The following is a 24,145-nucleotide window of genomic DNA, read 5'->3' as shown; positions in this document are numbered from 1 at the left end:
GATGGAGTTCCAGCTTCAAGAGGCCCAGCCGCCGTCGCAATCCCCTCCGGACACCCGGCGTCGCCGCCGCGGCGTGCTCCGCTACCCCCTGGTCCGGCAGCTGCTGCGCTTTACCGGCGTGGGCGTCATCTGCACCGTCACCTCGCTGGCGTTGTACGCGGCGCTCCGGCCGTGGATCGGACCCCAGCCGGCCAACGCCGTGGCGCTGATCCTGACATCCTTCCTGAACACCGCGCTGAACCGGCGGCTGACCTTCAAAATCACCGAGCAGCACCGGATGAAGCGCGACCACCTCAACGGGCTGATCGTCATCCTTGTCGCCCTGCTGATCACCGGCGGCAGCCTCGGCATCCTGCACTGGGTGAACCCGGACGCGACAGTGGCCGATGAACTCTGGACCACCACCCTCTCCGGCTTCCTGGCCACGGCCGTGCGGTTCACCATGCTGCGGCACTGGATCTTCCGCCGCGCCCGGCACCGCTAGCCGGCAGCGCCCAGGGTGCGAACGCTGCCGACGGCGGCACGGACCGCGGCAGCCGCTTCGCGCAGCTCGGCGGCCGTGACCGAGGGCTCGAAACTGAACCGCACGGCCGTCTGGGCCACTGCCGAGTCGATCCCCATCGCCAGCAGCACCGCGGACGGTTCGTCCGAACCCGCGGCGCAGGCTGAGCCGCTGGAACAGATGACGCCCTGGCGTTCCAGTTCCAGCAGCACCGACTCCCCGCTGGTGCCGGGGAAACAAAACGACGCCACGGAGGGCAGCCGCTCGGCGGGATGGCCGGTAAGCACGGCCCCGGGCACTCCGGCCAGGACGGCGGCGATGAAGCCGTCCCGCAGGTCCGCAACGCGCTCGGAGGCTTCCCGTGACGACACGGCCAGGCTGAGCGCCGTCGCAAGCGCGACCGCCCCGGCCACGTTCTCGGTGCCTGAACGGCGTCCGCGTTCCTGCCCGCCGCCGTGGATCAGCGGCTCCAGCCGGGTCCTGCCGCGCACGAAGAGCGCCCCGCAGCCCTTGGGCGCGCCGAGCTTATGCCCGGAAATGCTCAGCGCGTCCACGCCCAGCGCCCGGACGTCCAGGGGCAGCCAGCCCGCTGCCTGCACGGCGTCGCTGTGCAGCGGAACGCCCCGGCTGCGGGCCAAGGCGGCGAGCCTGGCCACCGGCTGGACGGTGCCCACCTCGTTGTTGGCGTACATGACGCTGGCCAGCGCGGTTTCGGGCCGGAGTGCGGCGGCGAGCGCCTCCTCGGTGACCTGCCCGTAACGGTCCACCGGAATGACATCGACGGCGAAGCCATGGAGGCGTTGCAGGTACCTCGCCGATTCTTCGACCGCGGGATGTTCGACGGCGCTGATCGCCACCCGGTCCAGGCGCTGGTCTGCGGCCCGCCGGGCCAGGGCGATGCCCTTGACGGCGAGGTTGTCCGCTTCGGTGCCGCCGGAGGTGAAGACCACCTCGCCAGGGCGACAGCCCAGGGCTTCGGCTGCCCTGTCCCGGGCGCCGGCGAGCGCCGCGGCGGCAGCGTCGCCAAGGGAGTGGTGGCTGGACGGGTTGCCGAACTCGCCGCTCAGGTACGGCCACATGGCCTCCAGCACCTCGCGGCGGACCGGGGTGGCGGCGGCGGCGTCGAGGAAGATCACGGCGTTCCTTGGCCGCCCGCGGGCGCGGTGGCCGGCGCCGTTTCCAGCTCGACGTCGAGTCCGAGATCCAGCGCGGTGACGCTGTGGGTGAGCGCACCGATCGAGATGACGTCCACCCCGGTGGCGGCGATCCCCGCCACGGTCGCGAGGTTGACGTTGCCGCTGGCCTCCACGCGGGCCCGCCCGCCGATGAGCCCGACGCCGTCCGCGAGTTCGATCAGCGAAAAGTTGTCCAGCATGATGGTGTCCACACCGGCGGCCAGCACCGGCTCGATCTGCTCCATGCTGTCCACCTCAACTTCGAAGTGCGTGGTGTGTCCCAGCCGGGCTTTGGCATCGCGCAGCACCGCGGTGAGCTTCGCCGGGTCTCCCCCGGTCAGCACCGCCAGGTGGTTGTCCTTGGCGAGTACGGCGTCGGAAAGGCCGAAGCGGTGGTTTGCCCCGCCGCCGCAGCGGACTGCGTAGCGCTCAAGCACCCGCAGTCCCGGCGTCGTCTTCCGCGTGTCGGTGATCCGGGCCCGGGTGCCGGCCACCAGGGCGACAAACTCGTCGGTCCTGGTGGCGATGGCGCTCATCCGCTGCACCAGGTTCAGCGCCACGCGCTCGGCCAGCAGCACGCCCCGGGCGTTGCCGGTCACCCTGGCCAGCGCGGTGCCGGCACTGAAAGCTTCACCGTCCGCCACGAGCAGGTCGACGGCGGCGCCCGGGTCAGCGAGCTTCATCGCCGCGGCGAACACCTCGCCGCCGCTGAAGACCCCGGGCACCCGCGCCGACAGCACCGCGGTCGCGCGGGCGTCGGCCGGGATGAGCGACTGGGAGGTGATGTCCCCATAGGGGGCGTCCTCAAGCAGCGCTGCCCGCAGCACGGCCTCGACGGCGGCTGCCGGAAGGGTGCCGGTCAGGACCGCGGACCGGGACGGTCCGGAAACAGCAATCGGCGCGGGCGGGGGTGCGGACGCCGCGAGGAAGCCCTGGGCGGCGGTGGCCGGGGTGACGGTGGCGGTCATGAGGGGATCCTTTGCTTGGTGCGGGGGGTAGCGAGGTGCCGGCGGGTCTGGGTCTCGGGCAGGGCGGCGTGGCGGGCCGCTGCCGGTGTTGGCTCCGCAGGCCTGGCGGGCCGGGGCTGGGAGTGCATCGCGTCGGCCCGGTAGTGGGCGCCGACGGAGCCGGTCCGTGCGCGGGCCGCCTGCACGAGCAGCCGCGCGGCCAGCAGCAGGTTCGAGTCCTCGTGCGCGGACTGGTCAAGTGCGTCCGTCACTGTCTCTGGACGGACGGCGGCGGCCCAGGCGGCCAGCTGCGCCGCTGCAGCATCGAGTTCGGCCCCCAAGCGAAGCACCCCGGCGGCCCGCGTCATCAACAACCCAAGCGCCTCCCGCGAAAAAGCCCCCGCACCGGACCCAATAATTACTTCGGGGGCAGTGCGTGGGGTTCCTTCCCCGGAGGAGTCGCGCGACAGCACTGCGGAAGCGGGCGTCAAGGCGAGGCCGCCCGCGGCCGAGACAGCCCGCGGAGCAGCGCGGTCGTGCGACGCGCCGCCCCTGTGCGGAGCAGTGCCGTCGTGCGACGCTTCGCCACCGAGGAACGATTCCACGGCCCGGCGCCCGAAGACCAGCCCTTCGAGCAGCGAATTACTGGCCAGCCGGTTCGCGCCGTGGACTCCGGTGCAGGCAGCCTCGCCCGCGGCGTAGAGCCGGGGCACCGTGGTCCGGCCGTGGAGGTCCGTCGCGATCCCGCCCATCCAGTAGTGCGCCGCCGGCGAGACCGGCAGCGGCTCCTGGGCCCAGTCGTAGCCGGCGGCACGGGTCCGGGCGGTGATCGTGGGGAAGCGCCGGGCCAGGAATCCGGCGCCGCGGCGGCGTTCCAGAGTCCGCGCATCGAGGTACACGGGACTGTCCGCCGGCATCCCGGTGGCAGCCAGATGCAGCGCGATGCTCCGGGAGACGACGTCGCGCGGGGCCAGGTCCGCGTCCGGGTGGTAGTTCGGCATGAAGCGGCGACCGTCGGCGTCCAGCAGCACGCCTCCCTCGCCGCGCACCGCCTCGGAAATCAGCAGTGCGGGCGGACCGCCGGCCGTTTCGGTGGCGGCCAGCGTGGTGGGGTGGAACTGGAAGAATTCGAGGTCACGGACAGCTGCCCCCGCCCGCCAGGCCAGCGCCAGTCCGTCGGCTGTGGCGACGGCGGGGTTACTGGTGCGGGCGAACAGTCGCCCGGCTCCGCCGGTGGCGAGCAGCACGGCGTCGGCGTCCAGCCGCGTGAGCTCGCTGCCGGCGAGGTAAGCGACGCCGGTGAGGCCCCGGGCATCGGTCAGCAGCTCGGTCACGAAAGCACCGGTCTCCACCCGGAGGCGGCCCTGCGCGGCGCGGGCCAGCACTGCCGTCGTCAGGCCACGGGCGATGCACGCGCCGGTGGCATCACCGCCGGCGTGCAGGATCCGCGCGGCCGAATGTGCAGCCTCCAGCCCCAGTGCCGGCCCCGCGGACCCGCCGTCGAACTCGACGCCGAAGCGGCGCAGACCGGTGATGTCCCGGACAGCTTCGGTACACAGGATGCGCACGGCCTCTGGATCGTTCAGTCCGGCACCGGCGGCAAGCGTGTCGGCGATGTGCGCGGCGACGGTGTCCCCCGGTGCGGCCTCGTCCGGCCCCAGCACCGCGGAGATCCCGCCCTGGGCGTAGAACGTGTTGCTGTCCTCCAGCGTCCCCTTGGTCAGCAGCACCACCTCGACACCCGGTGCGCTCGCGTCGGATTCGGAAGCGGCGGCCGCTTCGGAAGCGAGAAGCGCCGCGTACAGCCCCGCGATCCCGCTGCCGACGACGACGAGCCGCCGGGTCACGGCCGCGCCGCCAGCATGCGTTCCAGGGCAACCCGCGCCGGGGCTGCGACGCCGTCGGCCACCGTGATGCGGTTGACCACCTCGCCGCGGACCAGCGCCTCGAGCACCCAGGCGAGGTAGCCCGGGTGGATCCGGTACATCGTGGAGCAGGGGCAGATCACCGGGTCCAGGCAGAAGATGGTGTGCTGCGGGTACTCCGCCGCGAGCCGGTTGACCAGATTGATCTCGGTGCCCACAGCGAAAGTGGTCGGTTCCGTGGCGGCGGCGATGGCCTTCCGGATGAAGTCGGTGGACCCGGCAGCATCCGCGGCGTCGACCACTTCCATGGGGCACTCCGGGTGCACGACGACCTTGACGCCGGGGAAGTCGGCTCGGGCCTTCTCGATCTGGGCCACCGTGAAGCGTTTGTGCACCGAGCAGAAACCGTGCCACAGGATCACCCGGGAGTCCTGCAGGGTTTGCTCGTCGTTGCCGCCGAGCTCCTTGCGCGGGTTCCACATCGGCATCTGCTCCAGCGGCACGCCCAGGGCCTTGGCGGTGTTGCGGCCGAGGTGCTGGTCCGGGAAGAACAGGACCCGCTGGCCGCGCTCGAACGCCCAGTCCAGCACCGTGGCAGCGTTCGAGGAAGTGCAGACAATGCCGCCGTGCTCCCCGCAGAAGCCCTTGAGCGCCGCCGAGGAATTCATGTAGGTGACCGGAATGACGGGTACGCGCCCGTCGGCGTCCGGCTCGGTGCCGAACAGCTCCTCGAGCTGCTCCCAGCAGTCGGTCACGGAATCGATGTCCGCCATATCCGCCATCGAGCAGCCGGCGGCGAGGTTCGGCAGGATCACCGCCTGCTCCGGCCGGGACAGGATGTCCGCGGTTTCGGCCATGAAGTGCACGCCGCAGAAGATGATCGCCTCGGCGTCCGGCCGGGTCAGGGCTGCGTTGGCGAGCTGGAACGAGTCACCCACGAAGTCGGCGTACTCGACCACCTCATCGCGCTGGTAGAAGTGGCCCAGGATCACGGCCCGGTCCCCGAGCGCCGCCTTGGCCGCGCGGATCCGGGCGTCAAGCTCGGCGTCGTCCGCCACGCGGTATTCCTCCGGAAGCTGGCCCTGCCGTGGGGTCGACGGCGGAGCGATATCCGCCAGGGACGCGCCGGGGCCATAGCCGGGCACACCCGCACTGGCTTCAGCGAGGTCGAAGTCCCAGGGCCCGCGGGCCAGCGCCGGGCTGCAGGTGGTGGCCGCCGTCGCGCCCTCCGCCTGGCCCCGGGTAATCAGCTGGATCGCCGTGTTGACGCTGCTCATGATGTGCTCCTGTTGTCTGGATCGAGGCCGGGACGGCCGGTGAAGCGGTAAAGACGGGGCGGACGGTGTTTGCCGCCCTGGAGGTACTGGTCGGTCTCTTCGATTTCCGGGGCGGCTTTGATCTGCCGGCGGAAGTTGGCCGGGTCCAGCTCCCGGTCCAGGACCGCCTCGTAAACCCCCCGGACCTGGGCGAGCGTGAAGTACTCGCCGAGGAAGTGGTACGCAATCGAGCCGTAGGCCATCTTGTTGCGCAGCCGCCAAAGGGCGTACTCGATGATTTCGTTATGGTCGAAAGCCAGGTCGCCGAGCCGGTCGGCGCGGAACCACCGGACGTTCTCGGATTCGTCGGCCAGTGCCGCTTCGGTGGGCTGGACCAGCGCCCAGTACACGATCGAGACGACCCGCTGGGTGGGCGAGCGGTGCAGGCCGCCGAAGGCGTACAGCTGCTCAAGGTAGCTGGGCGCGAGGCCGGTGGTGTCGCGCAGGTTCCGGGATGCGGCGTCCTGCAGGGATTCCGCATGGGTCAGCGGGCCGCCGGGCAGCGCCCACAGGCCCTTGAAGGGCTCCCGGATGCGGCGCACCAGCGGGATCCAGAGCGTGGGACGGCCCGAGCGTTCGCTGGGCCGCAGGGCGAAAATGACCGTGGAAATGGCCAGCGACGGCGGCGCGAGCTGACGCTCCGACACATTGGCTGGTGAGGTGTAGACGGTGATCAACCCCCGGTTGCCGGGGTCCGGACAGTCCTCGGGACTGGCCGGACGGCTCCGGCCGGACCGCCGGAGTAGTTATAGTCATGTTGACTAGAACTAATTCTACGACGGTGCCAGCCCGGGACAAAATAGTCCGGGCGGGTTACTGCTCCTGGGCCGCGGCCTCCAGCAGCGGCAGAGTCCGGCCCTGGAAGTGCGTGTTCAGCACGATCACCGATGAGGACCGGAGGACCGTCCGGGTGGCGATCATGGCGTCGAGCACCCGCTGCAGGTCCGAGTTGGAGCGGGCAGCGATGCGGGCCATCAGGTCCGAACTCCCGGACACGGTGTGGATCTCGATCAGTTCCGGTATCCGGGCCAGCGCTTCTACGACGGCGTCGTGCCCCAGGTCCTGGTTGATGGTCAGCGAGCAGAACGCGACCACCGGGTAGCCGAAATGGGAGGGGTCCGGCTGCGGCACCCAGGACCCGATGACGCCGCCGTCCTGCATCCGGTCCAGCCTCGACTGCACGGTGGCGCGGGCAACCTTGAGGACCCGGGACGCCTCGAGGACCGAAGCCCGCGGCGAGTCCGTAAAGAATCGGACAATCTTCGCATCAAGCGGGTCAACATTCACGTGAGATTCCTTGCCAGCAGGGATACGACAGCGCAAATCGCCGGGTATTCGGAGGGTTCCTTGGACAAACTGCAACCATGCTCTCATGCCGCCGGTCCCGAACGGCTGCCGCGGGACGGTAAATTCGAAAGGTCCCAAAAGGACACCACCCCAGCTAAGAAGGTTCGCCAGCATGACAACGAAGTCCACCGCGGAGCGCCCCGGCCTGAAACTCGGCCACACCATGCTGCCCCGCCAGCTCACCATGATGGGACTCGGCAGCGCCATCGGTGCCGGCCTGTTCCTCGGCTCCGGCGCCGGCATCCAGGCCGCCGGCCCGGCGGTCCTGATCTCCTACCTGGTGGCAGGCACCCTGATCATCATCGTCATGTGGGCCCTCGGCGAGATGGCCGCCGCCAACCCGACCAGCGGCGCGTTCTCCGTCTACGCCGAAAAAGCGATGGGCAAGACAGCAGGCGCCACGGTCGGCTGGCTCTGGTGGCTGCAGCTCGTCGTCGTCATCGCCGCAGAAGCCCTCGGCGCCGCGGGACTGCTCTTCACCATCTGGCCCGTGGTGCCGGTCTGGGGCCTCGCGCTGGTCTTCATGGCAGTCTTCACCGCCATCAACCTCACCGGGGTCAAGAACTTCGGCGAGTTCGAGTTCTGGTTCGCCATCCTGAAAGTCGTGGCCATTTTGTTGTTCCTGGCCATTGGCGCCGCCCTGCTCTTCGGCTGGCTCCCCGGCGTCGCCAGCCCGGGACTGCGCAACCTCACCACGGACTTCGCCCCGGCTGGCCTGGGCGGCATCGCGACCGCCCTGTTCGTGGTGATCTTCGCCTTCGGCGGCACCGAAATCGTCAGTGTGGCGGCGGCGGAAACGGAAAACCCTGAGCGCAGCGTCAGCCACGCGATCCGGACCGTGGTCTGGCGCATCCTGGTGTTCTACATCGGTTCCGTCTTCGTCATCGCCGCCATACTCCCTTCGACGTCGGAGGCACTCAAGTCGCCGTTTGCCGGCGTCCTGGACCTGGCCCGCATCCCGGGCGCCGGGGCGGCGATCACCCTGGTGGCCGTCGTCGCCCTGCTGTCCGCCCTCAACGCCAACCTTTACGGCGCGTCCCGGATGGCCTATTCGCTGTCCGAGCGCGGCGAGGCGCCGCGCGCCCTGTCACGGCTCAACAAGGCACGGGTCCCGGTGGCCGCCGTCGGCATTTCCGTCGCCTTCGGCTTCCTCGCCGCCGTGCTTGAGCTGCTGTTCCCGGAACGGATCCTGCCCGCACTGTTCCAGCTGGTCGGCTCCACCTGTCTGGTGGTGTGGGGCTCGGCTTTGGTGTCGCAGCTGATCCTTCGGCGCCGTGCCGACCGGGAAGGCACCGCGCTGCCGTTGCGGATGAAGGCCTTCCCCGGACTGACGGTCGTTGGGCTGGTCCTGCTGGGCCTGATCTTCGCCGTCGGCTTCAGCAGCCCGGACAGCAGCAGGCAGCTGTTCAGCACGCTGGCACTCATCGTGGGCATCGCCGCCGCGTGCTGGATCGGCGCCCGGCTCACGCGCAGCCGCGGATCCCGCTAACCCGCGGCGGGTATACAAACTGCCAACCCCGACAGCATTTCGGCCGGCAGCTTTAGGCAGAATGGTCAGCTCCCACTGCACTGATTGCCCAACGGTCCAACGGTGACTAGGGTCACAGGCATGGACACACTCCCCCTCGCGGCGTCCGGCGACGACGCCGGTCCGCTCACCCCCGACGAACTGCGCGAGCTGTACTCGCTGATGGTCGCGGTCCGGCACCTGGACCGCTCCGCCATCGCCTGGCAGCGGCAGGGCATCATCCCCGGCTACGCCCCAGAACTTGGCCAGGAGGCGGCCCAGGTGGGCAGCGGTTACGCGGTGGACACAACCCGTGACTTCGTCTTCCCCACCTACCGCGAGATGGGCGTCGCCCGGACCATGGGTGTGGACATGGTGGCCTACATGTCCACGCACAAAGCCACCTGGCACGGCGGCCTCTACGACCCGCTGGCGTCCCGGCTCGCCCCGATCCAGGCCGTCGTCGGCGGATCCGTGCTGCATGCCGTCGGCTGGGCGCACGGCCAGACCCTGGAAGGGAACGACGGCGTCGCCCTGACCTACTTCGGCGACGGCGCCTCCTCGCAGGGCGATGTCCACGAAGCGATGAACTTCGCCGCAGTGATGAAGGCGCCGGTGGTTTTCTTCGTGCAAAACAACGGCTGGGCGATCTCCGTTCCGACCGAACGCCAGGTCGCCGGTGGCTCGGTTGCCGCCCGCGCGGCCGGCTACGGCATGCCGGCGCTGCAAATCGACGGTGACGACGTCGTGGCCGTCGTCGAGGCCACCCGGCGCGCTTTCGCGCACGCCCGCGGCGGCAACGGCCCGGTGCTGATCGAAGCCATGACCTACCGGCGCGGCCCGCATTCCACCTCCGATGATCCCGGCCGTTACCGCTCCCTTGATGAGGAGCGCGACGGCGCGGGCGTTGATCCGCTGGAGCGGCTCAAGCAGAGACTGCTCGCCGAAGGGATCGCGGACGATGCCTTCTTCGCCGAGGCCCTCGCCGCGGCACAGGCCGAGGAGGAACAGATCCGCACCGGCATCCAGGAGCTCGGCCCGCGGCCGGGCGCCGAAATGTTCGACCTGGTCTTCCAGGAAACCACCCCGGCCCTGCAGGCCCAGGCCGCCCACTGGCGCGAGGAGTCCGAACATGTCTAACTCGATTCTCGAAGGTGCACCGGCAGAAAGCGCGGGCGCCCCCGTCTCCGGCACCGAAACGATGTCCATGCAGCAGGCCCTTAACCGCGCCCTCGACGAGGTGCTCGCCGCGAACCCCAAGGCGGTCATCTTCGGCGAGGACTGCGGCCGGCTGGGAGGGGTCTTCCGGATCACCGACGGGCTGCAGGCCAAACACGGCGCGCAGCGGGTCTTCGATACCCCGCTGGCCGAATCCGGCATCCTGGGCATGTCCGTCGGTCTGGCGATGGCCGGCTTCCACCCCCATTCCGGAGGTCCAGTTCGACGGCTTCGCCTACCCGGCGATCAACCAGATCGTCTGCCAGATCGCCCGGATGAACTACCGCAGCCGCGGCACCCTGCCGATGCCGATCACCCTGCGCGTGCCCAGCTTCGGCGGCATCCGCGCCCCCGAACACCACGGCGAAAGCCTTGAAGCGCTCTTTGCGCACGTGCCCGGGCTCAAGGTGGTCTCACCGTCGAACCCGCACGAGGCCTACCACCTGCTCAAGTACGCTGCCACGCGGCCGGACCCGGTGATCTTCATGGAACCGAAGTCCCGCTACTGGCAAAAGGGCGAGGTGGACCTTGCCGGCGGCACCGGCTACACCCCGGAAGGCGCGAAGGTGATGCGCGAGGGCCGGCACCTGACGCTCGTTGCGTGGGGCGCCATGGTGGCCCGCTGCCTCCAGGTCGCCGAACTGGCCGCGGAGGACGGGATCGACATTGAGGTCCTGGACCTGCGCTGGCTCAAGCCGATCGACGCCGCTGCGCTGGCCGCCTCGGTGCGCAAGACGCGCCGCGCCGTCGTGGTCCATGAGGCGCCGCTGACCTCAGGGCTGGGCGCCGAGGTGGCGCAGCTGATCACCCAAAGCTGCTTTGACACACTCAAGGCGCCGGTGGGGCGCGTGACCGGTTTCGACGTCCCCTACCCCTCCGGTGATCTGGAGGACGAATACATCCCGAACATTGACCGGATCCTTTTCGGGATCCAGCGAGTATTGGAGTACAAACGTGGCTGAAATTTCCTTCCCGCTGCCGGACCTGGGTGAGGGCCTGATCGAGGCGACAGTGCTGGAATGGCTGGTCTCCCCCGGGGACCAGGTAGAGCGCAACCAGCCGCTGGTGGAGGTCGAAACCACCAAGTCCGCCGTCGAATTGCCCAGCCCGCAGGCAGGTAAGGTAGTGCGTATCCACGGCGGGCCCGGCGACAAGATCAACGTCGGCGAGCCCCTGATCGTGTTCGAGGTGCCGGACAACACCGCCGGCATCGTGGGCACGGTCCCGACGGAAGAGGCACCGAAGCGCCGGGTCCGCCTGAGCGCCGTACTTGATGAGGACTGACACCATGAGCGGCAGGCACACCGGCGAACAGCATTCGCACACCGTTGAGGGCACCGACCCCCAGCTGTACGTCGCGGTGCATGATCCGCAGAACGATGCCGGTCTGCGCCCGGTGCTGTTGCTGCACGGCTTCTCTTCCTCCTCGAAACTCAACTGGGAGGACACCGGCTGGATTGCCGCCCTCACCCAGGCCGGCCGTCGTGTCATCACCGTGGACCTGCCCGGCCACGGCCGCAGCGGCGCCCCCGAGGACCGGGATTCCTACTCCCCCAGCCGGATCCGCGCGGACCTGCTTCAAATCGCGTTCGACGCCGGCGCCCGCCCCCTGCGCGACGGCGACCCCTCCAGCGGCCTGGACGTGATCGGGTACTCCCTGGGGTCCCGGCTGGCCTGGGAATTCGGCGCCACCCAGCACGAACTGGTCCACCGGCTGGTCCTGGGCGGACCCAACGTGGCGGACCCGCTGGCCGAGTTCGACCTCGTCGCCGCGCAGCACTACCTGGCCGACGGCACGCCGATCGCGGACGCGTCCACCGCCGGACTACTGAAGATGGCGCAGCTGCTCCCGAGCAACAACATCTTCGCCCTGCTGTCCCTGGTTGAGGCAATCAAGAACGAGCCCTACGACCCGGCCGAGGCTGTCCCGCCGATGCCGATGCTGCTGGTGGCCGGGGAACAGGACGATCGGGCGGCGTCCATGCCGGAACTGGCCGCCCTGGGCACCAAGGCCGGGGCGATGGTGGAACAGCTCATCCTGCCGGCCCGGAACCACACCAACGCCGTGACCAGCCGGGCCTTCAAGCAGGGCGCCATCAGCTTCCTGGGCGTCTAGACCGTCTTCCCGCCGCCAACGCGGGGGCGGGGTGGGCCCCCTTCCGCCGGCTAGTAGTCGACTCCCGGCTTGGGCTTTTCCTCCATCTGGAAACATGCGGACGAGGACAGCACATACAGCGCGTTCCGCTGCGGGACGTACTCGATCGAGTGCCGGAAACCTTCCTGGCTGACAAAAACAAGCTCGGGGTTTCCATTCACGCTCGTTTTGTCCTCCACGGTCCAGCCGCCTTTGGCGGACCACTCGGCTTTGATCCCCTGGAGCAGTTCCGCGCCGTGGGTGTCCCGCCCGAGGACAACATCCATCATTCCCGGCCAGTAGTAACCGCCGGCCTCGCATTCAAACAGGGCACGGGACGTCTCCGTCTGTTTCGTGGTCGATACGGCCGCAGCCGGCACAGCCGCCAGCAACTCCTCCTGCTGGCTTCGGGTTGATTGTTTCGCGGTAGCTAGGTCCATGCTGGGGCTCCGGTGGTCGGCGGCGGGAGCACAAGCGGCCAGGACGGCCGCGAGGCAGGTGAGGGATACGGCTGCTGACAGCCGCATCAAGAGTGTGGCGGGGTTCATTACCGGCCCCCGAAGACCACGCGAGCGACGTCGTCGCGGGCCTGTCGGTTCTTGGCGTCCTGCGCGCTGGCGATCAGACTGTGGTTCTCGATCTTGGCCATCGGATCTGTGGTGATTTTTACCGGGCCGAACTCGTAGTTCCGGGCCGGATCGTCATAAATGTGTTGCGTGAAGGCGGGGTCGCCCAGCGGGTACTTGTCACCGACCAGACCCAAGTGCTGGGCGGTTGCCAGCGCATCAAAGTCGTAGGCGAAGTGGTGGTAGCTGGTGGCGGGGTCCCCCTTCCAGTCGTCCGGCATCCAGGCGCCCGACAAGGAGATCTGGGTGTCGTAGTGGGTCCCGAACGTCTCGGAGGAAGCAACGGCAGCTTCGCCCCAGCTGTGGGACACGGCAACAGAACGGGCCGCCGGCGGGTTCTGCGCCTCCAGCCCCGCCTCAAAAGCCGCCAGTTTCCTGCCGGCCTGCTCGCCGAAGGCTTTGTCCGCTGACTGCCTGAACGTCCGGTCCTGCGGGAACTCGCGTGTTCTTGTAGACAAACGCCGCCGTGCGGCCGGCCGGATCCGATTGCTGCAGGAACGCGGCCATCTTCTGGGCTGTTCCGCCGTAAAAGTCGCCGGCGGTGGCGAACGTTCCGGGCACGTAGGTCAGGACTGTCTTGGTGTCCCCGTCGTAGTCGCCGATCATCTGAACGAGGTTACCCTCAGCCGGGTCGTAGGCCACAAGCTTGATGCTCCCGCTCACCGTGTCCTTCAGGTACTCAGCTTCCTCCGTCCCGTCCTCCCCGGTTTCTTCCAGCACGGCCAGGCGGCTTTCGGCGGTCAGGCGGTTCGCTTCGATCCTGGCCGCGACGGGCAGCCCTTCAGTGTTGCCGGCCGCAGCGGGAAAGCCGCGCACCAACCCGGCTTGCTGGCTGGCGTCGAGGCCGTTCCACCAGTCCAGCACCTGCCGCGGGGTCATCGACTGCAGCGCTGGAGGCACGACCGGCGCCGCGGGGGTGTCTGCGTCAGGGCCGGCGTCGCCGGCACTGGCGTGTTCCTGCTGGTCGGCGTTGGCCGCAAGTTCACGCTGCATCGCCTCCAGCAGCCGGACAGCCGCCATCAGGGAGCGAGAATGACTGCGTACCCAGTCGGACCGGAACGCCGCGGCGTCGTGGCCCTGCCAGTGAACCGAGGCGGCAAGCTCCGTCGCCAGCCGCCGCTGGAGGCCCTGGAGGGTCGCGGCGCTCTTCCCCGCCTGCGCCGCCATGGCCCGCAGCTGCGCCACGTCCGCCCCGTAAAGAACTCCGGCCACCGATTCCCCCTATGCCTTCCCCAAGCCCCGCGCGGATCTCACAGATAAGCACCAACGGCCTGCCGCCCCGCCTTGCTACAGAGCCCGGAGCAAGCGGGCGATGGATAGAACTGCCCGCCGCCTGCCTTTAAACCGAACGGGGCACGGACCTTGCGGTCCGTGCCCCGACTCGTGGTTTCCTCTTGGGGTCCTAGTGCTTGGCCGATTCGGCTGGCAGGTGGCGGTGGACGCCGAGCGGGCGGCCCTTGGTTTCCTTTGCCAGCAGAACACCGACGGCGGAGATCACGCAGAGGATCATGATGTAGATGCCGATGGAACCGGTCCAGCGGGTGCTCTGCAGCAGGGCTTCGGCGATGGTGGCTGCGAAGGCGCCGCCGAGGATGGCACCGAAGGCGTAGCCGATGGAGATGCCGGAGTAGCGTACGTTCGCCGGGAACATTTCGGCGTACATGGCCGACATCGGGCCGTACGACAGTCCCAAGCCGATGGTCAGGACGAAGAGTGCGACGCCGTAGAGCACGATGTCCTTCGTGTCGATCAGGGCGAACATCGGGATCATCCAGGCAAAGACGATCGCGTAGCCGATCAGGAAGGTCTTGACCCGGCCGATCTTGTCCGAGAGCCAGCCGCCGACCAGCGTGAAGATGAGCCAGCCGAAGGACGCCAGCGTGGTGGCAAGCAGGATCTGCGGGGTGGGCATCTTCAGGCTCTTGGTGGCGTACGAGATGAAGAACGCGATCAGCAGGTAGCCGGCTGCGTTGTTGCCGATGAAGATCATCGTGGAGTAGAGGACGGCCTTCTTGTGGTTGCGGATCAATACGCCCAGGGGCGCCTTGCTTTCTTCCTTGCGCTCCTGCATCTCCTTGAAGACCGGGCTTTCGGCCACGGCTCGGCGGATCAGGTAGCCGACAACGACCAGCACGATGGAGAGCAGGAACGGCACCCGCCAGCCCCAGGACCCGAAGTCCTCCTTGGACATGCCGGTGTTGAGGAAGTAGAGCAGCCCGGTGGCGAGGATCATGCCCACCGGAACACCGATTTGCGGGTACGCGCCGAAGAGGCCGCGCCGGCTCATCGGAGCGTGCTCCACGGCCATCAGCGCAGCGCCGCCCCATTCTCCGCCGGCGGAGAAGCCCTGCACGATACGCAGCAGGATCAGCAGAACCGGAGCCCAGACGCCGATCTGCGCGTAGGTGGGCAGCATGCCGATCAGCGCCGTCGCAGCACCCATCATGACGAGGGTGAAGACGAGCATCGCCTTCCGGCCCAGGCGGTCACCGAGGTGGCCGGCGATGATGGCGCCGAGGGGGCGGAACAGGAAGCTGATGCCGATCAGCGCGAACGACAGGATCTGGGCCAGGCCCGGATTGGACGCGTTGAGCGGCGCGAGGAAAAGCGGGGACAGCAGCGTGGCTGTCAGCTGGGCGAAAATGAAGAAGTCGTACCATTCGATAGTGGTACCGACCAGCGTCCCGGCGAGGACCTTGCGTTCCTCATGTTTGCTGCTGGGGCCCGCCTCTGAATCGACGGTTGAAGTTGCGGTCATTGGAACTCCGTTGCTGGGGGCAGGCCTGCTGCCCGGGTGGGTGCAAATGAAAAACTAAGGTGCCTCATGATTTACTGATCGAACGGTCAGTTAGTAACTGCGATAATACTACGGAAATGTGATTCGTCACACAATCGCCGAGAAAAACACGCCGCCGCCCGGAAAGATGACGGTGGAGGAGCCGCGCTCTTGTGCGATGCCGAGTGCTGTTCTATAATCGAACACGAAATTCCCATATGGAACGCTACGGCACTGTGAGGCGGAACACAAGAGCCTTCCGTCATCGCCCGGGCCCCGCTCGATCCGCCCAGAACGGACATGATGACTCCCACCGCCGGCAGCACCCAGGCCTCCCCGTCGCAAACGCTGTCCCGGGGCATCCGGGCCCTTGAGATCCTGGCGGACGCCCCCGAGCCGCTCACCATCGCCGAACTCGCCGACGCGATGGGCGTCCACCGCTCGGTGGCCTACCGCATCCTGCGCACCCTTGAGGACCACTCGCTTCTGGTTCGGGACGACAGCGGCCGGGTCCAGCCCGGCCCCGGGCTCGCGGTCCTGGCACGCGGCGTGGCGCGAAACCTGCAGACCGCCGCCCTGCCGGAACTGACCCAACTGGCCAACAGCCTCACCATGAGCGCCTTCGTAGCAGTCTGGGACCGCGACGAGTGCGTCACCCTCGTCACCGTCGATCCGCGGCGCACGGGACCGGCCGTCGTGCAGCATCCCGGGTCCCGCCACCCGATCAGCGCCGGCGCGCCGGGGATCGCGATCCAATCAGCGTTTTCGGAGCAGGATTGGCACCGGCTCGCCCCCGGCCTGCCCTACCGGCCCGAGGCGGCGGAGGCCCGCCGCCGCGGTTTCGCCGCCAGCCACGACGAGGTGATTGCCGGTGTGTCCTCACTGGCCGTGCCGGTGCGGGTTCCCGGCGGCAGGCCTGCGGCCCTGGCCGTCGTCTACATCCGGGACGGGCAGGACCCCGCCGAGGTTGCGGCCGCGCTGTCGGCGAGCGCCGAGCGCATCGAAGCCCAGCTGGGCTGACACCCGCCCGGCACCAGCCTCATCGGGAACGAACCTCAACCGAAAGCCTTGACAAGCGCCCCGAGCTAAGGCAGTTTTGTATCGTATACGATTTCATACTCAATGAGGAGGATGCGTGGAGCAGCTTTCACAGGACGATCTCGCCGCGACCGGCAAGGTCATCGCGGTGCACATCAACTATCCCAGCCGCGCCGCCCAGCGCGGGCGGACCCCGGAGCAGCCCTCCTACTTCCTGAAGCCCTCTTCGTCGCTGAGCCTTTCGGGCGCCGCCGTTGAGCGGCCCGCCGGCTGTGAACTGCTTGCCTTCGAGGGCGAAGTGGCCCTGGTGATCGGGGCCCGCGCACGGCGCGTCTCCCCCGACGAAGCCTGGAGCCACGTCCGCTTCGTCACCGCTTCGAATGATCTCGGCGTGTACGACCTGCGCTATGCGGACAAGGGCTCCAACCTCCGCTCCAAAGGCGGTGACGGCTTCACCCCCGTGGGACCCGGCCTGATCCCGGCGGGCGACGTGGACCCGGCCGGCCTCCGGATCCGGACCTGGCTCAATGGTGAACTCGTCCAGGAAGACACCACCGGCACTTTGCTGTTCCCGTTCGCCCGGCTCGTCGCGGACCTCTCCCAGCTCCTGACCCTGGAACCGGGCGACATCATCCTGACCGGTACCCCCGCCGGAGCCTCCGTCGCCCAGCCCGGCGACGTGATGGAGGTCGAAGTGGACGCCCCAGACAACGGTGTCACCACCGGACGGCTGACGACGACGGCAGCCCAGGGCACCGTGCCGCTTGCCCCCTACGGCGCCCAACCGCGCAGCGACGACACCCAGCGGGCGGAGGCCTACGGCACGCCGACGGAGGCAGCAGCAGCCCGGGTCGGGTCCGCGTCAGTGCTGACCCCGGAGCTGAAGGCGAAGCTGGAGTCGGTTGCGACGGCCACTCTGAGCTCCCAGCTGCGCAAGCGGGGCCTGAACAATGTCAGCATCGATGGGCTGCATTCCACCCGGCCGGAGCGTACCGTCGTCGGGCTGGCCCGGACCTTGCGTTACGTGCCCAACCGGGAGGACCTCTTCAAGTCCCACGGCGGCGGCTTCAACGCGCAAAAACGCGCCATCGACTCGCTCCGGGAAGGCGAAATCCTCGTGATGGAAGCCCGCGGCGAGAAGGGCACCGGAACGGTCGGCGACATCCTGGCGCTGCGGGCCCAGGTCAACGGTGCCGTCGCCGTCATCACCGACGGCGGCGTCCGCGACGTCACCGCCGTCGGGGCCCTGGACATGCCCACCTTCTTCGCCAACGCCCACCCCGCGGTTCTGGGCCGTCGGCACATTCCCTGGGACGTCGACCTCACCATTTCCTGTGGCGGCGCCACCGTGCAGCCCGGGGACATCATCGTGGGCGACGCCGACGGCATCCTGGTGATTCCGCCGGCCCTGGCCGAGGAAGTCGCCGACGACGCCTTGGGCCAGGAGGCCGAAGAGACCTTCATCGCCGAGATGGTCGCCGCCGGCCACAGCGTGGACGGCCTGTACCCGATGAACGCCCAGTGGCGGGAGAAATACCGGGCCTGGGCTGCCGAGCGCGGCAGGACACGGCCGTGAGCAGCGCAGTGGCCGGCACCGCGTCCGGCACTGGCACGGGCACCGCGAGCGCCGCCGGCACCGGCACCGCGAGCAAGTCGGAACAGGCCTACGCCGCGGTCAAGGCCGGGATCCTCAGCGGGGAGTACTCCCCCGGTTACCGGCTGGTGCTGGGGAAGATCGCCGAGGAACTGGGCTGCAGCGTAGTGCCGGTCCGTGAAGCCATCCGCCGGCTGGAAGCGGAGAAGTTCGTCGTCTTCGAACGCAACGTCGGCGCCACCGTGGCCGGCATCGACCCCACCGAATACCTCTACACGATGCAGACCCTGGGAATCGTCGAAGGCGCAGCGACCGCGCTGTCCGCACCGCTGATTACCCCCGAGGACATCGCCCGGGCAAGGGCAGTGAACGAGCTCATGCGCGAGTGCCTCACGGACTTCGACCCGGTCCGCTTCACCAGCCTGAATCAGGACTTCCACAGCGTCCTGTTCGAGCGCTGCCCCAACCCGCACATCCTGGACCTCGTGCACCGCGGCTGGAACCGGCTGCAGGCCCTGCGCTCCTCCACCTTCAGCTACGTCCCGGGCCGGGCCCGGCAGTCGGTCGAGGAACACGAGGCGCTGCTGGGGCTGCTGGAAACAAGTGCCCCGGCGGACGACGTCGAGCGTGCCGCCCGGGCCCACCGCACCGCGACCCTCGACGCCTACCTCGCCCACCGGCCTCCCGGCCGCTGACCACCCCCTGTCACCCGCCACTTAGCGAAAAAGGACAAACAATGAAGTTCCGTTCCGATCCCCAGCAGCACCTCAAAGGCTCGCTCGCGGCCATGTTCACCCCGTTCACCGCCACCGGCGACGTCGACCATGCCAGCCTGCGCAACATGGTGGAATGGCAGATCGCCAGCGGGTCCGCCGGCATCACCATCGGCGGCTCCACCGGTGAGCCCAGCGCCCAGTCCGTGGAGGAACGCGCCGCCGCCATCCGCACCACCGCCGAGGCGATCGGTGACCGGGTGCCCTTCATGGCCGGCACCGGCACCGCGAAACTGGCCGAAACGCTGGAACTGACCCAGGCCGCCGTCGACGCCGGCGCGGACGCGTCGATGATCATCACGCCGTACTACTCCCGGCCCACGCAGGAGGCGCTGTACCGCTGGTACGCCACCATCGCCACCGAGTTCCCGGACATGCCGTTCGTGATCTACAACGTGCCCAGCCGCACCGCGGTGGACATGGCCCCGGAAACCGTGGCCCGGCTCTTCCGCGACTTCGACAACATCGTCGGGATCAAGGAAACCACCAAGGACTTCGAACACTTCTCCCGCGTGATGCATCTGGCCGGCAAGGACCTGCTGGTCTGGTCCGGCATCGAGCTGCTCTGCCTGCCGCTGATGGCGATCGGCGGCGTCGGGTTCATCTCGGCGCTGGCGAACATCGCGCCGAAAGCCTCCGCCGACATGTACAAGGCCTGGATGGAAGGCGACTTCGAAACCGCCCGGGCCATCCACTACGGCGTCCACCCCCTGGTGGACCTCTTGTTCGTCGAGACCAACCCGGCGCCGAGCAAGTGGCTGATGGCCGAAGCCGGACTGATCTCCTCCGACCACGTCCGGCCGCCGCTGATCACCCCCACGGACGCCGGGCTGAAGAAGATCAATGAGCTGATGGAGGCCGGCCGGGAGTACCTCACCCCGGTCGATGGCTTCCAGATCGCCAAGTAACACCTCCACCCTCACGCACGCCGCACGACTTCAACGCCGAAGCAAAAGGACTGATACCCATGGCTGAGCACTACATTCCGGATGATCTGCCCACCCGGATCCAGCACTACATTAACGGCGAGTTCGTCGACTCCGTCAGTGGCCGGACCTTCGATGTCCTCGACCCGGTGTCCAACGAAACCTACGCCACCGCCGCTGCCGGGCAAAAGGAGGACATCGACCTCGCCGTCGCCGCCGCCCGCACCGCCTTCACCGAAGGCCCGTGGCCGCGGATGAAGCCGCGCGAACGCGCCCGCGTGCTGAACCGGATCGCCGACGCCGTCGAAGCCCAGGAGACCCGGCTCGCGCAGCTGGAGACCTTCGACACCGGCCTGCCGATCACCCAGGCCAAGGGCCAGGCCCTGCGGGCGGCGGAGAACTTCCGCTTCTTCGCGGACCTGATCGTCGCCCAGTTCGACGACGCCATGAAAGTGCCGGGGTCGCAGATCAACTATGTCAACCGCAAGCCGATCGGCGTCGCCGGGCTGATCACGCCCTGGAACACGCCGTTCATGCTGGAGTCCTGGAAACTGGCCCCGGCGCTGGCCACCGGCAACTGCGTGGTGCTCAAGCCGGCCGAGTTCACGCCGCTGTCCGCCTCGCTCTGGGCGAAGATCTTCAAGGACGCAGGCCTGCCCGACGGCGTCTTCAACCTTGTCAACGGCCTGGGCGAGGAAGCCGGCGATGCGCTCGTCAAGCACCCGGACGTGCCGCTGATTTCCTTCACCGGCGAAACCACGACGGGCAAGACGATTTTCCGCAACGCCGCGGAGAACCTGAAGGGCCTCTCAATGGAACTCGGCGGCAAGAGCCCGGCGGTCATCTTCGACGACGCTGACCTGGACGCCGCGATCGATTCGACCCTCTTCGGCGTCTTCTCGCTCAACGGCGAGCGCTGCACCGCCGGTTCCCGGATTCTGGTCCAGCGCGGCATCTACGAGCAGTTCTGCGAAAAGTACGCCGCCCGCGCGAAGAACATCGTCGTCGGTGACCCGCACGATCCGAAGACCGAGGTCGGTGCGCTAGTGCACCCGGAGCACTACGAGAAGGTCGCCCGCTACGTCGAAATCGGCAAGTCCGAGGGACGGCTCCTCGCCGGCGGCGGCCGGCCTGAAGGCCTGGACACCGGCAACTACATCGCCCCCACCGTCTTCGCCGACGTCAAGCCCGACGCCCGGATCTTCCAGGAGGAAATCTTCGGCCCGGTAGTGGCGATCACACCGTTCGACGACGACGCCGAGGCGCTGGCGCTGGCCAACAACACCCGCTACGGCCTGGCCGGTTACGTCTGGACCAACGACTTGGCCCGGGCGCCACAACTTCTCGCAGAACCTGGAAGCCGGCATGGTGTGGCTCAACAGCCACAACATTCGGGACCTGCGCACGCCGTTCGGCGGGGTCAAGGCCTCCGGCCTAGGCCACGAGGGCGGTTACCGGTCCATCGATTTCTACACCGACCAGCAGGCCGTCCACATCACGCTCGGCAGCGTCCACACCCCGAAGTTCGGCGCCTCGGCTTAGCCCCTGTTGCGCTATCACTTGTGGTCCCCAAACGGCCCCGGAGGCCACCACAACTGATAGCGCAACGGGGGGTGGCGCGCCAACGTCGCACCAAACCACAGCCCCTCAATGAAGAGAGAGAATCCCATGGCCAACGACATCATCACCCCCACGGTCCCGGCGCCGGACATTGTCCGCTGCGCCTACATGGACCTCGTAGTCACCGACCTGGCCAAATCCCGGGCCTTCTACGTGGACCTGCTCGGCCTGCACGTCACCTATGAGGACGACGAAGCGATCTACCTGCGCTCCTTTGAGGAGTTCATCCACCACAACCTGGTTCTGCGCAAAGGCCCGGTCGCCGCCGCCGCTGCGTTCTCCTACCGCGTGCGCACGCCGGAGGATGTGGACAAGGCCGAGGCCTACTTCACCGAACTGGGCTGCCGCACCGAGCGGCGCAGGGACGGCTTTGCCCGCGGCATCGGCGATTCGGTCCGGGTTGAGGATCCGCTGGGCTTCCCCTACGAGTTCTTCTACGAGGTGGAGCACGTGGAGCGCCTCACCCAGCGCTACGACCTCTACAGCGCCGGCGAGCTGGTCCGGCTGGACCACTTCAACCAGGTCACCCCGGATGTGCCCCGGGGCCGGAAATACCTCGAGGACCTCGGCTTCAGGGTTTCCGAGGACATCAAGGACTCTGCCGGCGTCACCTACGCGGCCTGGATGCACCGCAAGCAGACCGTGCACGACACCGCCCTCACCGGCGGGGACGGCCCCCGGCTGCACCACATCGCGTTCTCCACCCACGAGAAGCACAACATCATCCAGATCTGCGACAAAATGGGTGCCCTGCGGATTTCGGACCGGATCGAACGCGGTCCCGGCCGGCACGGCGTGTCCAACGCCTTCTACCTCTACATCCTGGATCCGGACGGCCACCGGGTGGAGATCTACACCCAGGACTACTACACCGGCGATCCGGACAACCCCACGGTGACCTGGGACGTGCACGACAACCAGCGCCGCGACTGGTGGGGCAACCCGGTGGTCCCGTCCTGGTACACCGAGGCTTCCCTGGTCCTGGACCTCGACGGCAACCCGCAGCCGCTGGTGGTCCGCACCGACAACAGCGAGATGGCGGTGACAATCGGCGCCGACGGCTTCGCCTACACCCGGGAACCCGGCGAGGAGCGCGGCTTCAAGCTCGGCGCCCAGCTCTAGGGCGGCTCTAGGGCGGCTCTAGGGCGGCTCTAGGGCGGCTCTAGGGCGGCTCTAGGGACGCCGCCGTCGTCTAGGCGGACGCTGAGGGGGCGGCGGCCGGCCGTCGCCGCCCATCTCTAAGCGGACGCTGCGGGGCTGGCGGCCGGCCGTCGCCGTTCTGCTTGGCGACGGAGCACGACGGCGGCTGCCGCGCCGAGCAGGAACAGCGCGGCCGCGGCGCCGACGGGGACCAAGAACGCGGCGGAGTAGCCGAGGTTCTGCGCCAGCTGGCCTGCGATGGAGGAGCCCACCGCGGTGCCGGCCACGATGCCGCTCGCCAGCGCCGTCATCACGGTGCCGAGCTTGCCCGCCGGCGCCACCTGGCCGCCGATGGCGAAGACGGTGACCATCAGCGGCCCCACCGGCAGGCCCAGGACCAACAGCACCAGGATCATGGGCAGCGCCGTCGAGGGCAGCAGCAGCAGTGCCGCCAGTCCGGTCATCAGCGCGGCACACGCCAGCCAGCGGCCGCGGACACAGAACCGGCTCGGCCAGTACGCGACGGACAGCGCCGCGGCGGCCGAGCTCAGGCCCATCACCGCGTACAGCAGCCCTGCCAGTTCCGCCGTGCCGAAGCTGCCTGCGAAGGAGCTGAGCGAGGTCTGGGTCGCGCCGAAGAAGGTGCCCATGCAGACCATCGCCAGGACCGGGAGCGCGACGGCGGCGAACGCTGCCGCCCGCTGTCCGGCCGGCAGCGCCTGCCGCTGGTCCCGTGCGGCACCCGCAGCGGCACTGCTTCGTGCCGGCGTGAGCGGTACGGCGCGGTGGGTCGGGTGCACCGCGAAGGCGGGGACCAGGGTAAGGGTCAGCGCCGCGGCCAGCGCGAGCGGCAACCAGGGGGCTACCAGGCTGGCGAGAACGCCTACCAGCGCAGGCCCGAGGACAAAGGTGAGCTCGTCGGCCGTGCTCTCGTAGGACAAGGCGGTGTCCAGGTCGCCGGGCCGTCCGCCTGCGGGCCCGGAGCTGAGCGCCATCCACCGGACGCGGGCCAGCGGACCGACCTGGGGGCAGCTGGCACCGGCCACGAAGGCTGCCGCAAGCACCGGCAGCGCCGCGGCCAGTTCCCGGCTGCCCGGGACCAGGTACGCGGCAAGGATCAGTGCGGTCACGGCCACCGTGTTGAAGACGGCGGAGACGAGCAGGACGGGGCGTTGGCCCAGCCGGTCGGCGAGGGCTCCGAGCACCGGTGCACCGAGCGCCGAACCGATGCCGACGGCGCCGGCCGCGGCGCCGCCGACAGCGTAGGAGCCGCTGACGGCGGTGACCAGTGTCAGGGCGCCGACAGTGAGCATGGCCAGCGGCAGGCGGGCGAAGAGTCCCAGCGGAATGAAACTCCGACCGGCCAGCAGGGGCAGCCGCGCGTAACGTCCGCCTTTGGCGGGCGCGGCGGGAGCCGCAGCGGAAAGCGGGATCGTCGAAGACGCTGTGGTGGAAGACGGTGTGGTGGACGACGGTGTCGTGGAAGACGGAGAAGGATTCATGTTTTCCGGGTTCGTTCGATAGTGCGCATCGTCCCTCCTCCCGATGCGCGCGACCCGGTAACCCTTCGATTATAACCGAGCCCCTCCGCCGCGGGCGGTGCGGAGGAGGGCACCTGCCGCCCTCAGGCCTGGGCGGCCG

Annotated in this window: 21 protein-coding genes and 2 pseudogenes; 12 read left to right on the top strand and 11 right to left on the bottom strand. The window is 68.7% G+C overall.

What is annotated here, in order from left to right; all coding sequences use genetic code 11:
• Position 1: 1 nt before the first annotated feature.
• Entirely contained in the window at positions 2–484 is a 483-nt protein-coding gene (locus QFZ61_RS09595; protein WP_307035475.1) for a GtrA family protein, read from the top strand.
• Here the strand turns inward: QFZ61_RS09595 and QFZ61_RS09590 are convergent.
• The 6 genes from QFZ61_RS09590 to QFZ61_RS09565 form a co-directional block, all read right to left on the bottom strand.
• Positions 481–1,638, bottom strand: a complete 1,158-nt coding sequence (locus tag QFZ61_RS09590; protein WP_307035473.1) for a cysteine desulfurase family protein — start codon at positions 1,636–1,638, stop codon at positions 481–483. The genes QFZ61_RS09595 and QFZ61_RS09590 overlap by 4 nt on opposite strands.
• Positions 1,635–2,645, bottom strand: a complete 1,011-nt coding sequence (nadC, locus tag QFZ61_RS09585; protein WP_307035471.1) for a carboxylating nicotinate-nucleotide diphosphorylase — start codon at positions 2,643–2,645, stop codon at positions 1,635–1,637. The genes QFZ61_RS09590 and nadC overlap by 4 nt, the downstream gene beginning before the upstream one ends.
• Positions 2,642–4,471: an L-aspartate oxidase gene (locus QFZ61_RS09580; protein WP_307035469.1), complete on the bottom strand. Its 1,830-nt coding sequence runs from the start codon at positions 4,469–4,471 to the stop codon at positions 2,642–2,644. The genes nadC and QFZ61_RS09580 overlap by 4 nt, the downstream gene beginning before the upstream one ends.
• Positions 4,468–5,766 (bottom strand): quinolinate synthase NadA, encoded by a 1,299-nt coding sequence (gene nadA, locus QFZ61_RS09575; RefSeq protein ID WP_307035468.1) that lies wholly within the window; start codon positions 5,764–5,766, stop codon positions 4,468–4,470. The genes QFZ61_RS09580 and nadA overlap by 4 nt, the downstream gene beginning before the upstream one ends.
• Entirely contained in the window at positions 5,763–6,479 is a 717-nt protein-coding gene (locus QFZ61_RS09570) for an NUDIX domain-containing protein (protein WP_373427196.1), read from the bottom strand. Before QFZ61_RS09570 ends, nadA begins: the two co-directional genes overlap by 4 nt.
• A gap of 139 nt (positions 6,480–6,618) precedes the next feature.
• On the bottom strand, positions 6,619–7,092 hold the full coding sequence (locus QFZ61_RS09565) for an Lrp/AsnC family transcriptional regulator (protein ID WP_307035462.1): 474 nt from the start codon (positions 7,090–7,092) through the stop codon (positions 6,619–6,621).
• A 172-nt stretch (positions 7,093–7,264) separates the two neighbouring features.
• Between QFZ61_RS09565 and QFZ61_RS09560 the strand changes: the two genes are divergently transcribed.
• The 5 genes and pseudogenes from QFZ61_RS09560 to QFZ61_RS09540 all read left to right on the top strand — a co-directional run bounded on the left by QFZ61_RS09560 (position 7,265) and on the right by QFZ61_RS09540 (position 11,993).
• Positions 7,265–8,641, top strand: a complete 1,377-nt coding sequence (locus QFZ61_RS09560; RefSeq protein WP_307035460.1) for an amino acid permease — start codon at positions 7,265–7,267, stop codon at positions 8,639–8,641.
• A gap of 120 nt (positions 8,642–8,761) precedes the next feature.
• Entirely contained in the window at positions 8,762–9,799 is a 1,038-nt protein-coding gene (locus tag QFZ61_RS09555; RefSeq protein WP_307035458.1) for a thiamine pyrophosphate-dependent enzyme, read from the top strand.
• 61 nt (positions 9,800–9,860) lie between these two features.
• A pseudogene (locus QFZ61_RS09550) lies at positions 9,861–10,839 on the top strand (alpha-ketoacid dehydrogenase subunit beta).
• Positions 10,832–11,161 (top strand): biotin/lipoyl-containing protein, encoded by a 330-nt coding sequence (locus tag QFZ61_RS09545; protein ID WP_307035456.1) that lies wholly within the window; start codon positions 10,832–10,834, stop codon positions 11,159–11,161. The pseudogene QFZ61_RS09550 and the gene QFZ61_RS09545 overlap by 8 nt, the downstream one beginning before the upstream one ends.
• A gap of 4 nt (positions 11,162–11,165) precedes the next feature.
• Positions 11,166–11,993: an alpha/beta fold hydrolase gene (locus QFZ61_RS09540; RefSeq protein ID WP_307035453.1), complete on the top strand. Its 828-nt coding sequence runs from the start codon at positions 11,166–11,168 to the stop codon at positions 11,991–11,993.
• A 50-nt stretch (positions 11,994–12,043) separates the two neighbouring features.
• Here the strand turns inward: QFZ61_RS09540 and QFZ61_RS09535 are convergent, their stop codons facing one another.
• The 4 genes from QFZ61_RS09535 to QFZ61_RS09520 form a co-directional block, all read right to left on the bottom strand.
• Positions 12,044–12,451, bottom strand: coding sequence for a hypothetical protein (locus QFZ61_RS09535; protein WP_307035452.1), 408 nt, complete (start codon positions 12,449–12,451; stop codon positions 12,044–12,046).
• 107 nt (positions 12,452–12,558) lie between these two features.
• Positions 12,559–12,948: a hypothetical protein gene (locus tag QFZ61_RS09530; protein WP_307035450.1), complete on the bottom strand. Its 390-nt coding sequence runs from the start codon at positions 12,946–12,948 to the stop codon at positions 12,559–12,561.
• A gap of 46 nt (positions 12,949–12,994) precedes the next feature.
• Positions 12,995–13,849, bottom strand: coding sequence for a WXG100 family type VII secretion target (locus QFZ61_RS09525; RefSeq protein WP_307035448.1), 855 nt, complete (start codon positions 13,847–13,849; stop codon positions 12,995–12,997).
• A 190-nt stretch (positions 13,850–14,039) separates the two neighbouring features.
• Complete coding sequence (locus tag QFZ61_RS09520) at positions 14,040–15,395, bottom strand: MFS transporter (RefSeq protein ID WP_307035446.1); 1,356 nt, start codon at positions 15,393–15,395, stop codon at positions 14,040–14,042.
• A gap of 321 nt (positions 15,396–15,716) precedes the next feature.
• Between QFZ61_RS09520 and QFZ61_RS09515 the strand changes: the two genes are divergently transcribed.
• The 6 genes and pseudogenes from QFZ61_RS09515 to hpaD all read left to right on the top strand — a co-directional run bounded on the left by QFZ61_RS09515 (position 15,717) and on the right by hpaD (position 22,486).
• Positions 15,717–16,433: an IclR family transcriptional regulator gene (locus QFZ61_RS09515; RefSeq protein ID WP_307038107.1), complete on the top strand. Its 717-nt coding sequence runs from the start codon at positions 15,717–15,719 to the stop codon at positions 16,431–16,433.
• 115 nt (positions 16,434–16,548) lie between these two features.
• Positions 16,549–18,027, top strand: a complete 1,479-nt coding sequence (locus tag QFZ61_RS09510) for a fumarylacetoacetate hydrolase family protein (protein WP_307035444.1) — start codon at positions 16,549–16,551, stop codon at positions 18,025–18,027.
• Positions 18,028–18,035: 8 nt separating this feature from the next.
• Positions 18,036–18,740 carry a GntR family transcriptional regulator gene (locus tag QFZ61_RS09505; protein WP_373427195.1) on the top strand — a complete coding sequence of 235 codons (705 nt, stop codon included), beginning with the start codon at positions 18,036–18,038 and terminating at the stop codon, positions 18,738–18,740.
• Positions 18,741–18,781: 41 nt separating this feature from the next.
• Positions 18,782–19,726: a 4-hydroxy-tetrahydrodipicolinate synthase gene (gene dapA / locus QFZ61_RS09500; protein WP_307035440.1), complete on the top strand. Its 945-nt coding sequence runs from the start codon at positions 18,782–18,784 to the stop codon at positions 19,724–19,726.
• A 59-nt stretch (positions 19,727–19,785) separates the two neighbouring features.
• A pseudogene (gene hpaE, locus QFZ61_RS09495) lies at positions 19,786–21,286 on the top strand (5-carboxymethyl-2-hydroxymuconate semialdehyde dehydrogenase).
• 126 nt (positions 21,287–21,412) lie between these two features.
• On the top strand, positions 21,413–22,486 hold the full coding sequence (gene hpaD, locus QFZ61_RS09490; RefSeq protein WP_307038105.1) for a 3,4-dihydroxyphenylacetate 2,3-dioxygenase: 1,074 nt from the start codon (positions 21,413–21,415) through the stop codon (positions 22,484–22,486).
• Positions 22,487–22,602: 116 nt separating this feature from the next.
• Here hpaD and QFZ61_RS09485 read toward each other — a convergent pair whose 3' ends face one another.
• Positions 22,603–24,006, bottom strand: a complete 1,404-nt coding sequence (locus QFZ61_RS09485) for an MFS transporter (RefSeq protein ID WP_307035438.1) — start codon at positions 24,004–24,006, stop codon at positions 22,603–22,605.
• Between the last annotated feature and the right edge of the window lie 139 nt (positions 24,007–24,145).

This window comes from Arthrobacter sp. B3I4 (assembly GCF_030816855.1).
Lineage (GTDB): Bacteria > Actinomycetota > Actinomycetes > Actinomycetales > Micrococcaceae > Arthrobacter.
Note: the sequence above shows the minus strand (reverse complement) of the source record. Positions and strands in the feature narration are given on the sequence as shown.